The organism is Virgibacillus sp. DJP39, assembly GCF_049310925.1.
Lineage (GTDB): Bacteria > Bacillota > Bacilli > Bacillales > Amphibacillaceae > Virgibacillus_F.
Map to the genome: position 1 here is coordinate 1 of NZ_JBMERP010000026.1, position 13,470 is coordinate 13,470.

Genomic DNA, 13,470 nt, shown 5'->3' on the forward strand with positions numbered 1-13,470 from the left:
TGGGTAGAGATGTACGGACTGGACTGAGCCGTAGGAGATAAAGGAAACATACCCCTGAAACGTTGGACGGCAAGTCTGCTTTTAGTCGGCCCCCCCTCTGAGGAAGGAAGCCGATGTTGACTTATCGTACGAAGGCGAGGGAAGTCTCGCTAGTCTCTGGGCGCTGGAGCTGGACGCGGCTGTTATTGTATGCAAGCTTAACAAAGCCAAAGTTTTTATACTTACTTGCCAAAAAAAATCAAAACACATTTAAGCGAATGGGTTTTGATTTCATTTATATCATTATTTGACTTCTTCTTTTGGTTCGGCACGATAGACATAGAAAGAAACAATCAAAGCCAGTACGGTAAAACCTAATGCTACATAGTATACCAGTTCAACTCCTGCCACCATTGCTTTACTTATGGTTAGCGGATCACCAGGAGTCTCAGCACCAGCCAGCACGCTGTTCTTTTTTGCATTCATCATACTAATAAACGCTGATACACCTATAGCCCCAGCAACAGGCTGTAAAGTCGTCATAACTGCTGTGCCGTGAGGATAAAGCCTTTTTGGTAGTTGATTTAAACCGTTTGTTTCAACTGGCATCATAATAGCTGACACGGAAATCATTAATAAAACATAACTGACAACTATTATCCAAACTGGCGTATTCATATCCAGCCCAGTCATAATAAACATTGTTCCACACAATAAAAAACTAGCCGGAATCATAAGCTTCCTGGGTCCAACTTTATCAAACAGTTTTCCCATAACAGGTGACAGAAGACCATTCAACAAGCTACCTGGCAATAGAACCAGACCTGCAGTTGCAGCAGTTAAAGCTAAAGGTCCTTGCATATAAATCGGTAAAATAATTTCGGAAGCGAACATAGCCATGATGATAATGATAAACATTACTACACCAAGAGTATACATCGGATATTTAAATACCCTTAAATCGAGCAAGGGATCTTTAAGTTTAAACTGTCTCAGTGAAAATAATAGCAATGCAATAATCCCAATAAAGATTGGAACATATGCTTTCGGACTTAAAAATCCTTCTTCGCTGCCTCCTGCAGAACTAAAACCAAAAACGACTCCACCAAAACCTATCGTAGAATAAATAATGGATAAAACATCAATTTTAGGCTTCGTCACCTCTGAAACATTAATGAGGTATTTGTATGCAAAGACTATTGAAAATAATGCAAAAGGTATTACTGTAATAAATAAATAACGCCAACCCAGATGCTGTACAATTACCCCCGATAAGGTTGGACCAATTGCCGGCGCAAACATAATTACAAGCCCTACAATCCCCATCACTGCGCCACGCCTGCGTGGTGGGAAAATCAGCAGGAATGTATTAAAAATAATAGGTATTAACAATCCTGTCCCTATCGCCTGTAACACCCGACCTGCAAGTAACAAGGGGAATGTTGGCGCAATAGAGCAAACAACCGTGCCAATTGTAAATACTGACATAGTTCCAAGAAACATTTGCCTTGTCGTAAACCATTGCAGTAACACAGCTGACATTGGTATAACGATACCCATAACAAGCATAAATCCAGTCGCCATCCACTGTACTGTCGTAACGGTTATATTAAATTCATTCATTAATGTAGTCAGCGCAATATTTAATAGCGTTTCATTTAAGATTGCAAAAAATGCGCCAATGATTAATGACAGCATAATTGGCATTACTTTGCCGTTTGGATCATCGGCAAGGTATTCATACTTCTTTTCTCCTGAATCTTTTTCCATGTATTACAATCCCCTTTAATAATTCTTATAAGTGCGTGTTCAAAAAGAGGATAAAAAGGACCGAGAAGTTAGAGGAGGACTAGCTTCGAGCAACGGAATGTATGCAATCAATACGTGAGTAGCGGAAAAGCAAGCCAACGAAGAAATTCGATGTGTCATTTTTACCGGACTTTTTGAACAACCTCTACAAGGTATTTTTTCAATACCTGCTATTCATTATTCTTCAAACTAATAAGTTCTTTCACAATAGCTTCATTATTATATCATTAGTTTTAGATGAAATTCCGATACAACTACAAAAATTTTATTCCCATTCTGGACGAACGACCATATAGTATAGGGACGCTTTTAAAGAGGAGGTATACAAATGAATTATTATAATCAATCCAATAATCCACAAAGGCAGTTTAATCTACCGGATTTCTTTTCTGGCTTTCCTGGATTCCCAGGTGGTGAGCAACCAGATATACCGGGTGGAGGGCAACCCGGTTTCCCTTTTCCCGGTGGCGGGCAATCTTTTGGTGCACCAAGTAGTCCTCCACCAGCTTTCACCCCAACACAGGGGCAATTCCAAACCTACGCGGTAGATCCTGGTGCCATTCAGGGCTGTCTTTATCGTTTCACCTATGTCTGGCTGTATCGAGACTCATTTTGGTTTTTCCCAGTGTTTGTTGGTAGACGCTCCATTTCCGGTTTTCGCTGGACCGGTTATAGGTGGGTCTACTACGGCGTAGACCTAGACAGGGTGCAGTCTTTCCAATGCTACTAAGCAATTAGGAATCTTGACTTATCGCCAAGCTTAATGACGAATGCCTTAATTGCACTTATGCAGTAAGGATGGAGGTGATATTGTGCAACATTTAGTATTACTTTATTTGGCATGTATTTTAGCAGGCTTTGCCCTAACCAATATTCCAACTACGGCGTTAATCACTGCGTCAATTGCTAATTTTTTCGTGATTATTGGCGGAGTTGCTATGATCGTTTTTTCATTAGTTCTTTTGTATCTAGGAGTAAAAGCGTTACTTGGAAAATAACGGGTAAATAGAGAAAGAGCTTGGGGATAGTATTCCACAAGCTCTTCCTCAATTAATTGATTATTTAATGTTACCTATACGAGTTTGCTACTGATTGTATCTTCAATATTCCCTTTAGTAATCTTTCCGTGTGACGTATGCCAAACTACTTCTTGATCTTTTATCAGAAACAGCTGTGGAGATTCATGCTTAATGTTTGTATCATTTTGGATTTGATTGGAAACCTCTCTGCTTTCAATCACTTTCACCAAATAGTTATTAACTGATTCCTCATTTGCTTCTACGTACGACGTGTATTCCTGGAAAGCCTTAGCGCTTATTGGACAAGTAGTACTATGCTTAAATACTAATACAGGGTTTTTAGTTGAATCTTGAAATATCTGATCCCAGTCTTCCCTGTTGTCAATTTCCTGCATTTGATTCATTCTGTTTGCCCCTTTCATTACTAGTTATATTATCTGTCTCAATCATATACAATATCTTACCCACTATCAAAAACACAGATTCAGGAAACTGTGTTTTTGATTAGAGTTATTCATTTGTAATTTCATCTACAATTTTTTCAACTTCGTTACGTGATATTTTTTCCCGACCATTCATTAAAGCTTTAAGTGTACGCTTCGCAAGTGCCAGAGGTATTCTACAAAATAAAAGTATATTTCGGTTTTTGATATCCTTCATATACTCATCTGCAAGTTGTAGATTTTGCTCTGTGTATCGATGCAGATCATCGATATCCCAATCGTCCGGCACGAAACTGACACCACGTTGCTTGTCTTCTTGTTGATTTCGTAAAATGTTTACAATTTGTAAACCACGTCCATAAGCGATAGCAAGGTCTCGATCTGTCTTTGTTCCATCATACCATTCCCATATGTCAGAAAGCATAACACCAACTAACCCTGCTACATAGTATGTATAATCATCTAAGTCCTCTTTACTTTTAATTTGCCAATCTTGCTCAACCCACTTAGCCATCCCAGCTGCCATAATACTGGTTGATTCTTTTATTTTTTCAACAATTTCAACAGGACAGAAATCAATCCAATCCCCGAGTCTGGCTGAGACCTCAGGTAATAAATCCCTGTATGGATCAATAAGAACCTGATATGCTTCATTATCAAATTTGTTATTATTCAAAAGTATACTAGTCGACTGCAGTAAATGTTGCTTTGATTCAGAATCCAACTTTTCATGATCTTCTATCTCATCAATTGCTCGCATACACAAATACGCCGAAGCTACCGTTTCTTTTAAAGTAGGCTTCAAGAGACTAATTGGTATGTAAAATGTTCTACTTGTAAGCTTTAGTGTGTGCATGGCTTCTTTTTGCAATTTTGTTCTGTCTCTCAACTTTTATCCTCCTTCGTAAACTACGAGGTATAGTTAAGTATAACAAAAAATTCGACTAATTTATATCTTCATTTAGTAATCCTTTTTTCGATCCCTCGGTTGCAATTGTTCTCTTTCCCATGCAATCCCTTGATCAATCGCCATTTTCTTAGCTATCTTCGGTGCCAGCCACAGCGGTGGAAGTAATAAAATTGACACAGGTACAGCTGTAATGACAATTGAATTCTGGATAGAGGTTATACTGTTTTCACCAATAGTCAGTATCATTATTGTTGTAAGCCCGAATATTAGTGCCCAGAATACACGCAGCCATTTTTGAGGATGGTCATTTCCCGTCAATGTAACCGCAATTGTATAAGACATCGTATCTGTTGTTGTAGCGACAAATACAACGGATACTAATAAGAAAGCCACAGCCATAATTACACCAAACGGAAGTTGGTCCATGATGGCCATTACTGCTGCCGGCATACCTGCTTCGTTTAACGCGTTTGAAATAGATCCGGGGTTTTCTATTTCAAAAAATACACCTGTCCCACCGACAATTGAAAACCAAAAATTACTGACAAGCGGAGCAACAATGGAGACTGCAATAATTAGATCTTTAATTGTCCTCCCTCGGGATATACGGCTTATAAAAATAATGAGCATTGGAGCGTAGCCAATGAACCATCCCCAGAAGAAGATTGTCCAATAACCAAGCCAGGCGCTATCACCTCGATACATACTCATTGTAAAAAAGTTTTGCAGACGGAATCCTGTTCCCCCAACAAATGAATCAATAATAAATAACGTTGGACCAATTACTAGTAGAACCCCGGCCAGCAAGATTGTCATTCCAATATTAATTCTACTTAAAAATAGTATTCCTCGATCTACTCCTGTTGCAGCAGAAATTGCAGCAATTGCTACCAGTACTATAACAACAACAATACTTACTGTTACTGTATTAGGGATACCAAACAAATGATTGAGACCATATGATATCTGTAACCCAAGAAAGCCAAGAGGCCCCAATGTACCAGCTACTGTTGCCACAATTGAAACAATGTCAGCTGTTGAACCAAGTATACTTTTCTTATATATTTTTTCTCCGAATATTGGATACAATAATGCCCTTGGACGTAAAGGATAGCCCTTATCGTAATGAACATACATTGTCACAATTGTTGCAAGAGTCCCAAGTATGGCCCAAGCCAAAAATCCCCAGTGCATAAATGATTGTGCAAATGCAGCCGGAACATTACCTGATCCACCGCCAAATAATGGAGGTGTATCCATGTAATGGAACATTGGTTCAGCAGCTGCCCAGAATACACCACCGCTTGCCAGTAGTGTACACAGAATCATGGCCACCCACTTATAATAACTGTACTTTGGTTTATCCTGATTACCCAAACGTACCTTACCATACTTTGAGAAGGCTAAAAATATTCCAACAAAAAAGTTTCCAAGTAATAATAACTGCCAATAAGCTCCAAAAAATTCTACTGAATATCCAAATAGTTTTGTAATTGTATTACCAACCATTGTGCTGTCTATAAATGATAAAAGGATAAACGCTATTAAAAATCCACCACTTACTATAAATACTGTCATATCTAATTTAGGTTTTTCGTTGTTTGGCACGTTTTTCCTCCTAATATACTTGCTCGTTTAAATTACACAAGATATTATTATAGGTGGTGACTAGGTATAACGTCAACTCCCAGACACTATAGGATATATGTAAATATACGAAACAATTCCTATTCATTTGGTTTATAACTCTGTGTTTATCTTTTCCACATACTTTGGGTATATGCATTGCCACCTTGGCTTTAGTGCACATTTTAAAGTTGCCTAAAGTTCCTAAAAACAATGAAATCGTGTATTTTCGAGCATCAACTATGTAAAATCGAGTGCCAAACTATTTTTTCGAGCACCTAGCAGCGAAAAACGCGCACCAACCTGTTGACGCTCGATTTCCGGCGTCTGGTGCTCGAATTCTGCTTTCAGTGCTCGATTTCCGACAATCAGTGCTCGATTTCTACGTTTATCTTCACTACATACCAGGAACATATAATTTTATTGTAAGGATCATAGTAATATTGGTTAATCACAGTTCCAACCATTAAAGAACATACTGTGATATCATCTATTATCCGCGGAAAAATACGATCAATTTATAGTCTTTCAAAAGAGGTTTACTTAAGTAGACTTTCAGCAGACAAATGCTTTGACAAAGCTTGTTGCATTGTACTATACGTTTTAACTTCTGAAAAGTTGACTCCCAACGTGACCATGGTTTGGGCAACCTCAGGACGAATACCGGCAAGGACAGCCTTTACCCCTACCATTTCTAACGATTGAATAATTTTATAAACATAATGTGCCACCATTGTATCTACAACAGTTACGCCAGACAAATCAATGAACAAATGTGTCAGGTCTTGTTGTGTTGATTCGCGCAATGCAGTTTCCAATAAAACATCGGCACGAACAGTATCAACACCACCTATTATTGGTAGAACAGCTACACCTTCTAAAACAGGAACTACCGGAGCGGAGAGTGTTAAAAAGTTTTCTTGCGCTTCCTCTAATATTCCTTTATAGGATTTAACATACTCCGTACTGTAGGCGTAGACAGCCTGATCAAGTATTGGATCGAGCTTACGGGCTACTTCAAAAACAGTTTCAGTAGACAGGTTGTAACGTTTAACAATCTCCTCTATCCTGCTCCATAACAGTTGTCTAATTTTTGATGTGCTTTTTAATGATTCATCCAAAGCAACGCCATAAGTAATAGCCTGTTTTCCTGTCACTTCACCCCAGGTAGTAATGCGATTCATTACTGCTTTTATCGAATCCTGGCTTAAACCATCTGCAATTATCTGAACAATTTCTGCACGAATTTCAAGTGCTTGGTCTGTATCATTGTCTAATTTTTCAGCCATTTCCCGTGCAATATGATACTTCATTTCACCGATTTTATTGCCTATTAGTTCAACTTGCGATTTATAATTTAAAGACATAATGAATCCACCTCGATTTTTTATATATACTATACCTTATTATTAAAAACCTCTCAATTAACAATTATGAAACATTTATTTCCATGTATGAATTTTGTCATACTACTAAACCCTATACTATAAAATACGTATTAAAATGGAGTGGAAAACGATGGACATGCATTCAGATGAAATAATTAATTACTTTGACCAATCAATTAATGATTATAAACAAGGCAGCACACGAATGGAAAAACAATTTCCGGAAATGACAAAAGGCTATTTCAACTTCACGCAAGCATGCTTTGAGGAAGGATCAGTTGCAAAAAAGGAAAAACAATTGATCGCACTAGGGATTAGCATCTATTCCCAGGATGAATACTGTATCATTTATCATGTAAAAGGTGCTGTTGAGCATGGTGCGACCCAAGATGAAATCATGGAAACAATTGCTATCAGTGCTGCACTGGGTGGTGGCGCTGCATTTTCACAGGGCGTTACCTTAACCATGGACACATTTGACTATTATTCCGATAAAAAAATGGAACATTAAAGGTTACCCCTGATTAATACCCACCTCACCCGGTGGGTATTTGTCTGATGATGATTCTTTTTTCACCCGGCTTTTTCTTCGCGCCCAGATTAAAAATACATCTCATATATGTTTCCAACCTTACAAAAGTAGTATTTTCATATATACTTAGCTCGTAGGAAATAAAAGCATAAAAGGTGGAATTAACGTGGTAGAAAATAATAAAAATAACGAATTGCCTCCCAAGACATGTTCTATTGAACGATTAATTACTGTTCCTCAAGATATTGAAAAAGTAATAAATGGCACAAAAACGGCTACTCGAAGAAATGGTAGATATGCAGATGTTGGTGAAATTATGAAACTTGAAGATCATAGGTTCGTAGTCGAAAATGTGTATCCTCAAACCCTTGGTGAATTAACTGACCATCACGCAAAGCAAGAGGGATACGAGACTGTAGAAGAATACAAAAACTCTATATTGTCATCACATCCCGGTATGCCATGGACACCGGAAATGAAAGTATGGGTACATGAATTTGCTCAAGTAAAAAATTAAATTTCTTAAATTGAAAAAGAACGCCTGTCCAATCTAATGGGCAGGCGTTCTCTTATAACCTAATACTTATTGCTCTGAAGGTTCTTCATCTAAGTCCGGCTCTTCCGCATCTGCTCCTGCATTTCCAGTCTCTTCTGATGGTTCTTCATCTACATCCGGCTCTTCCGCATCTGTTCCTGCATTACCTTCTTCTTCCTCAACAACATTATCTTCATTTGTTGTGTCTTCCTCAGCACAACCAGTTAGTACAAGTCCAGCTCCCAGTGGTAAGGCTAATAATAAATGTTTTAAATTCATATTATCGACTCCTTTTATTAGTAGTTATATTATTCTTTAACCATTATATAATTTAATTAAACATAGGCTCTTTTTACTTATGAACCATATATATTTTCCATCCATCTGATAACCTGATAATTACTCCTTAGATGGCTCCTCATCCAGGTCAGGCTCTTCTGCATCCGCTCCAAGATTACCATCTTCTTTAGGCTCTTCATCTAAGTCAGGTTCTTCTGCATCTGCGCCGACATTTCCATCGCCTTCTTTTGGTTCCTCATCTGGGTCCCACTCTTCAGCATCCCCACCGGTTTCCGCTTCACCGATTGTTTCGTCATTAGTTTTACCTTCTTCGTCTTCAGCACAACCAGTCAGCGTTAAACCGGCTGCCAATGGAATAGCTACTAATAAATGTTTTTTATTCATGGTATCAACTCCTCTAATTACGCTTATACTATCCTGTCCCCACATAAAAAAAATCTAAACATGTCACGTGTTTTTACAGGTTTGTATCTCTTTTTACACACTGGATTTAACGTACATTTGCTGTATTTTTCTCCAAATATTTATAAAGCAAAATCTGGATGCGCAAAAAGTTGATTCTTTAGTCATGAATTCTGTTATAATTGAGATACGGCTTTATTATAATCAAGACAACTTTTAAATAACTACACTTTATACTGATTTTCTGTTATAATAATGTGCTTACAATATCATTCAGGGGGAAAACTTTTTGGCAATTGAAATAGGTAGTAAGGTAGAAGGCAAAGTAACAGGTATCACCAATTTTGGAGCGTTTGTAGAATTACCTGGAGGTTCAACAGGTCTTGTTCATATTAGCGAGGTCGCAGACAGTTATGTAAAAGATGTTAACGACCACCTTAAAGTAGGAGATCTGATTGAAGTTAAGGTGATTAGTGAAAAAGAAGGAAAAATTGCCTTATCCATCAAGCAAACTGTCGATCGACCACAACGCCAAACGAGGAACAAAGACAATAGATCTAAGGGTAACTTCAAACCAAAAGAAAACTTTGAAGATAAAATAAGTAACTTTTTGAAGTCTAGTGAAGAAACTCAGTACTCTCTTAAACGTAGTACAGAGACAAAACGAGGCGGCAGAGGTGGAAGACGCGGATAAACCCGTTCCTTCTAGTAGATAAGGCAGGCCATTACATAATGGCCTGCCTTATCTTTTCGCTATATTCAGTTCGTTCGTTTAAAGCTTTTATAAGATCACCCATAGGAGTTGGATTTATTTAAACCCCAACAACTTCACTACGCCGCTCCATCTGCACAACGTCACGCCAGACACCATCCAGTTTCCCAATTCTTTCCTGAGTCCCCATTTTACGAAAACCCAGCTTCTCATGTAATGCCATGCTATTTTTATTTTCCGGGAAAATCCCAGAGGTTAACGTCCAAAATCCATTTTCCTCACTTGTTTTAATCAATGCTTCAAGAAGTCTACTGCCTAGCCCTTGACCTACGCTTTCAATCCGCAAATATATACTCACCTCCGCTACACCTGCATAAGCGGCACGAGATGAAGCAGGAGTCAATGCTGCCCAACCGACCACTCGATCCCCTTCACGTGCAACCAGCCTGCAAGATGAAATATGATCACGGTCCCACTCTTCCCATGTAGGAACTTTTGTCTCAAAGGTTGCATTTTTTGTATCTATTCCTTCTTGAAATATCGCAAGCACTTGTGTTGCGTCACTTTTGCGCATCGTATCCATTAATAGTGTCTTCATATTAAGCTCCTAACAATAGTGGTATTCCAATAGCACCAGCAATGATGATTAGAATTATTATCCATGATAACGGGTGTGCCCAGTTATTTGTCCAACCGACTCCAAAACGTTTCTCTAAAAAGATAGAGGGATCATTTCTATTATAGTAAAATACCCCTAGCTTCCAATACTGATCATCATCTCTATCAATCACTTTGCCATTTTGTCCCGTACTTGTTTTCAGGCGACTGCCACCCTGCCCTGTTGTAATTGAGAGCACAATTGCCCATACAGTTAATCCAATTGTCAATACAAGTGGGGCAATAACCAGTACCTGTTGATTTATTGTGAAAATAAAAGAAAATTGGATAATAGTAAACAAGATTGTCGTAGCAATTCCGGTACTTATTATATATGCGGACCATCTGCGCCTAAAAATAACATTTTTACGCATGGATTCTTCCGGTTGCTCGGCATTCACTTGTTGCTTTGCTTTAGAAATCATGGTGTTTAAAAAGATAAACAATAGCGTTAAATAGATCTGCATAATTGGCATGACCAATAACGTACGATATGATTTAGTTGAGTAGTTGGTCACATCTCCACTAAAGTTATATTGCATCGGGATTTTCTCAGGTATTCGTTCATAAAATCGAAACGTGATAAAAATTGATGCAAATGCAATAATAAAAGATAAGACAAACCAAAAATTCGAGTACGTAAGCTTTTGATCACGAAATTGAGTATTTACTACAAGCCTTTGCGACTTTTTTTCTGACCAGTTCTGACTCTTCTTCAACACCTTCATCTCACGATGGAACTTAAGGTAAATTAAAAAGCTTGCCACAATAAATACGGCAATTACTAGTGAAAAAAGAATGCTCATCGTTTCCTCATTTTCAATCGAGGAGCCCAGGACAAGAAATATAATTGCTACGACTGCACTCAATATACCCGTCAAAAAAGCATATTGTTTCCGCATCTTTTTTAAGCCTGTGCTGTTATAGACATCTTCTGGAATTGACACACCAAAGCTTTCTGTCTTTCTGGTCCAATATGGAATAAACATCAGGGATATAAAGACCGGAACCAAAATTATCAAAAGTAAAAAAATCATCATTGCATTCATTCCTCGCCACCTTCTTCCTCTTGAAATTCACGATACAATCCCTTACACAGTTGTATAAATTCCTTCTCACTTATATCCCGGCATACGGATTCTGCTATTAACGGATGCAGTATATGTTTAAGCTGTTTTATATGATCACTATCCGCTTTAGGCACACCATCAGGATGAACAACAACACCCTTTTGACGATGGATTAAGATAAATCCTTCCTGTTTCAACTGCTGATATGCCTTGTTTACTGTATGAAGATTTATTCCAATATCTGCAGCAAGTGAACGCACGGACGGCAATCCCTCACCTGGCAGAATTTCTTTTCTTGCTATACCTGCTATTATCTGGTTTTTTAACTGCGTATAAATGGGTTCTGTTGCTTCTAAATCAAGATTGATATACACATTGAACCACCTCATTCTTTTTTTGCACATCTGTTATATAAACAGTATAACAGATAGCACAAAAAACGAGAAGAAAATAGTTTAATAAACTGTTAAATTTTCCAGCTTTTCTTCCACTTTTTGTTCCCTGACAACAATCCTATACACCCCATTAAAAGTAATCCAACCCTTGTATATGTAAATTTAAAACGGTATCGAAGAAATAATATTGCGTAAAATCCTGATAAAAAATACGAGATATGAAACACCTATGCTTCCATGAAAAAAACTCAGTTCTGCCAGTACACCAAGCGCTATACAAATTATTAGAAAGAACCAATCACTCTTATTAGTTTGAACATCCATTCCTACCCCACCTTATATTGTTATTCTATATACTTAGTAGTTCTATGTATACAAACAAAAAAATATATTTAACAGACTAGAGGGATTTGAGATTTCATTACAAGGACTAAATAGCCCCCGTTTATACTGAAGCCTTTCTTCCCCATTGGTAGCCAATCCAGCTTACCGGGTAAAGAAACCCAGTTGTTATGACGCATGCAGCTATAAACGGCACACTCAGAAGAGGTTGAAACCATTCAAGTGGAATAAGCTTAAAAATAGTTAAATACATCAATACTAAATTAGGCACAATTGATATTACAAAGGTTTTCCTTAACAACTTATGCCCTCCATGACCAAATTCCCTACCAATCTCATAGCCAATTAAGCTCCAGAAAAGGATATAGGCAAACATTATGATGGAAGGCATCGCGGTAAGCCTTAACCATATTAAATCAATCCATTTCCATTTAAAAACATTATAGCTTAACGTTAATAAACTACCACCTATAAAAAAGCCAATATTGACTAGAATAAATAGCCACTGTGTCCTTTTTGGAGTAGCAGTTGCTTCTTCTTTCCAAACTTCCGCAATTTCACGTGGTGATCCTGTCTTGAGACAATTTTCTCGTACTTGTGTCCCTCTTCTACCGACTCTTCCTGTAATAGCTCGTAAACGTGCATCTCATAGTCTGCCAGTATTTTCTGTTTATCGGGGTGATGGCCAATCTCTTATCTAATTCCTGGAAAAATTGCTGATTCACTAAACTCATGATTCATTTCTCCCAATTAAATTATTCATTACCTGTACATAACGATGCCATTCGCTCGTTTTCTCATCTAAAATCTTTTTTCCTTCTGTTGTAATTCGGTAATATTTACGCGCAGGCCCCTTTTCCTGATTTTCCCAATAAAACTCAATATACTCTTGTTTTTCAAGCTTGTGCAGTGCTGGGTAAAGTGTACCCTCTTTCACCTGGAAATGGTGATCACTTCTTCTATCCATTTCCTTCACCAATTCATACCCGTACATATCCCGATCATTCAACAGCTGGAGTATAAGAAGAGATGTACTTCCTTTTACTAATTCGCGATTAAACATATTTTATCACCACCTACCTAGTATTATGAGGTATATATAAGTTTACTATATAAAAATCACATAATTTTGTAAAGTGAAACAAGGTAATTGATTTATTTCCTAGTTATCTGGTATGATTACTTTAATTGAATATTCTTATGAAGAGCGGTGGAGGGAATGGCCCTATGAAACCCAGCAACCCTTTGATCTTTTCAAAAAGGTGCTAATTCCAGCAGAGCGATTGCTCTGAGAGATAAGAGAAGCTAGTCACAAAACTTCTTCTTACCGAAGAGGTTTTTTTAGATAGTA

18 protein-coding genes and 1 riboswitch are annotated in these 13,470 nt (G+C 37.8%); of the genes, 5 read left to right on the forward strand and 13 right to left on the reverse strand.

Translation table 11 applies throughout. The features are described from left to right. Nucleotides 1–282: 282 nt before the first annotated feature. Nucleotides 283–1,749, reverse strand: coding sequence for an MDR family MFS transporter (locus ACOI1D_RS10330; protein ID WP_422501204.1), 1,467 nt, complete (start codon nt 1,747–1,749; stop codon nt 283–285). A gap of 367 nt (nt 1,750–2,116) precedes the next feature. On the opposite strand from ACOI1D_RS10330, the gene ACOI1D_RS10335 reads away from it, so the two are divergent. Both ACOI1D_RS10335 and ACOI1D_RS10340 read left to right on the forward strand, forming a co-directional pair. Then, nucleotides 2,117–2,518 carry a hypothetical protein gene (locus tag ACOI1D_RS10335; protein WP_422501205.1) on the forward strand — a complete coding sequence of 134 codons (402 nt, stop codon included), beginning with the start codon at nt 2,117–2,119 and terminating at the stop codon, nt 2,516–2,518. 82 nt (nt 2,519–2,600) lie between these two features. Then, complete coding sequence (locus ACOI1D_RS10340) at nt 2,601–2,786, forward strand: hypothetical protein (RefSeq protein WP_422501206.1); 186 nt, start codon at nt 2,601–2,603, stop codon at nt 2,784–2,786. Between the two features lie 74 nt (nt 2,787–2,860). Here the strand turns inward: ACOI1D_RS10340 and ytxJ are convergent, their stop codons facing one another. The 4 genes from ytxJ to ACOI1D_RS10360 all read right to left on the reverse strand — a co-directional run bounded on the left by ytxJ (nt 2,861) and on the right by ACOI1D_RS10360 (nt 7,153). Then, entirely contained in the window at nt 2,861–3,211 is a 351-nt protein-coding gene (gene ytxJ, locus ACOI1D_RS10345) for a bacillithiol system redox-active protein YtxJ (RefSeq protein ID WP_422501207.1), read from the reverse strand. A 106-nt stretch (nt 3,212–3,317) separates the two neighbouring features. Beyond that, nucleotides 3,318–4,139 carry a squalene/phytoene synthase family protein gene (locus tag ACOI1D_RS10350; protein WP_422501208.1) on the reverse strand — a complete coding sequence of 274 codons (822 nt, stop codon included), beginning with the start codon at nt 4,137–4,139 and terminating at the stop codon, nt 3,318–3,320. A gap of 72 nt (nt 4,140–4,211) precedes the next feature. Then, the gene (locus ACOI1D_RS10355; RefSeq protein ID WP_422501252.1) at nt 4,212–5,738 is read right to left on the reverse strand and encodes a BCCT family transporter; all 1,527 of its coding nucleotides are present in this window, start codon (nt 5,736–5,738) and stop codon (nt 4,212–4,214) included. Nucleotides 5,739–6,325: 587 nt separating this feature from the next. Then, nucleotides 6,326–7,153, reverse strand: a complete 828-nt coding sequence (locus ACOI1D_RS10360; RefSeq protein WP_422501209.1) for an STAS domain-containing protein — start codon at nt 7,151–7,153, stop codon at nt 6,326–6,328. Nucleotides 7,154–7,310: 157 nt separating this feature from the next. On the opposite strand from ACOI1D_RS10360, the gene ACOI1D_RS10365 reads away from it, so the two are divergent. Both ACOI1D_RS10365 and ACOI1D_RS10370 read left to right on the forward strand, forming a co-directional pair. Beyond that, nucleotides 7,311–7,685, forward strand: a complete 375-nt coding sequence (locus ACOI1D_RS10365; protein ID WP_422501253.1) for a carboxymuconolactone decarboxylase family protein — start codon at nt 7,311–7,313, stop codon at nt 7,683–7,685. 187 nt (nt 7,686–7,872) lie between these two features. Further along, nucleotides 7,873–8,223, forward strand: coding sequence for an ASCH domain-containing protein (locus tag ACOI1D_RS10370; RefSeq protein WP_422501210.1), 351 nt, complete (start codon nt 7,873–7,875; stop codon nt 8,221–8,223). Between the two features lie 66 nt (nt 8,224–8,289). On the opposite strand, the gene ACOI1D_RS10375 is transcribed toward ACOI1D_RS10370, so the two are convergent. Both ACOI1D_RS10375 and ACOI1D_RS10380 read right to left on the reverse strand, forming a co-directional pair. Beyond that, on the reverse strand, nt 8,290–8,520 hold the full coding sequence (locus tag ACOI1D_RS10375) for a hypothetical protein (protein WP_422501211.1): 231 nt from the start codon (nt 8,518–8,520) through the stop codon (nt 8,290–8,292). 120 nt (nt 8,521–8,640) lie between these two features. After that, nucleotides 8,641–8,925: a hypothetical protein gene (locus tag ACOI1D_RS10380; protein WP_422501212.1), complete on the reverse strand. Its 285-nt coding sequence runs from the start codon at nt 8,923–8,925 to the stop codon at nt 8,641–8,643. A gap of 307 nt (nt 8,926–9,232) precedes the next feature. Between ACOI1D_RS10380 and ACOI1D_RS10385 the strand changes: the two genes are divergently transcribed. Further along, on the forward strand, nt 9,233–9,637 hold the full coding sequence (locus tag ACOI1D_RS10385; RefSeq protein WP_422501213.1) for a S1 domain-containing RNA-binding protein: 405 nt from the start codon (nt 9,233–9,235) through the stop codon (nt 9,635–9,637). Between the two features lie 118 nt (nt 9,638–9,755). Here ACOI1D_RS10385 and ACOI1D_RS10390 read toward each other — a convergent pair whose 3' ends face one another. From ACOI1D_RS10390 to ACOI1D_RS10415, 6 genes are all read right to left on the reverse strand, one after another. Further along, on the reverse strand, nt 9,756–10,253 hold the full coding sequence (locus ACOI1D_RS10390) for a GNAT family N-acetyltransferase (RefSeq protein ID WP_422501214.1): 498 nt from the start codon (nt 10,251–10,253) through the stop codon (nt 9,756–9,758). A gap of 1 nt (nt 10,254) precedes the next feature. Further along, nucleotides 10,255–11,361: a DUF1648 domain-containing protein gene (locus ACOI1D_RS10395; protein WP_422501215.1), complete on the reverse strand. Its 1,107-nt coding sequence runs from the start codon at nt 11,359–11,361 to the stop codon at nt 10,255–10,257. Continuing rightward, entirely contained in the window at nt 11,358–11,756 is a 399-nt protein-coding gene (locus tag ACOI1D_RS10400) for a GntR family transcriptional regulator (RefSeq protein WP_422501216.1), read from the reverse strand. Before ACOI1D_RS10400 ends, ACOI1D_RS10395 begins: the two co-directional genes overlap by 4 nt. A 183-nt stretch (nt 11,757–11,939) precedes the next feature. Beyond that, nucleotides 11,940–12,101 carry a hypothetical protein gene (locus ACOI1D_RS10405; RefSeq protein WP_422501217.1) on the reverse strand — a complete coding sequence of 54 codons (162 nt, stop codon included), beginning with the start codon at nt 12,099–12,101 and terminating at the stop codon, nt 11,940–11,942. A 121-nt stretch (nt 12,102–12,222) separates the two neighbouring features. After that, on the reverse strand, nt 12,223–12,495 hold the full coding sequence (locus tag ACOI1D_RS10410) for a hypothetical protein (protein ID WP_422501218.1): 273 nt from the start codon (nt 12,493–12,495) through the stop codon (nt 12,223–12,225). Nucleotides 12,496–12,849: 354 nt separating this feature from the next. Further along, nucleotides 12,850–13,182, reverse strand: a complete 333-nt coding sequence (locus tag ACOI1D_RS10415; RefSeq protein WP_422501219.1) for a PadR family transcriptional regulator — start codon at nt 13,180–13,182, stop codon at nt 12,850–12,852. A gap of 132 nt (nt 13,183–13,314) precedes the next feature. Beyond that, nucleotides 13,315–13,421: riboswitch (SAM riboswitch) on the forward strand. The last annotated feature ends 49 nt before the right edge of the window (nt 13,422–13,470 follow it).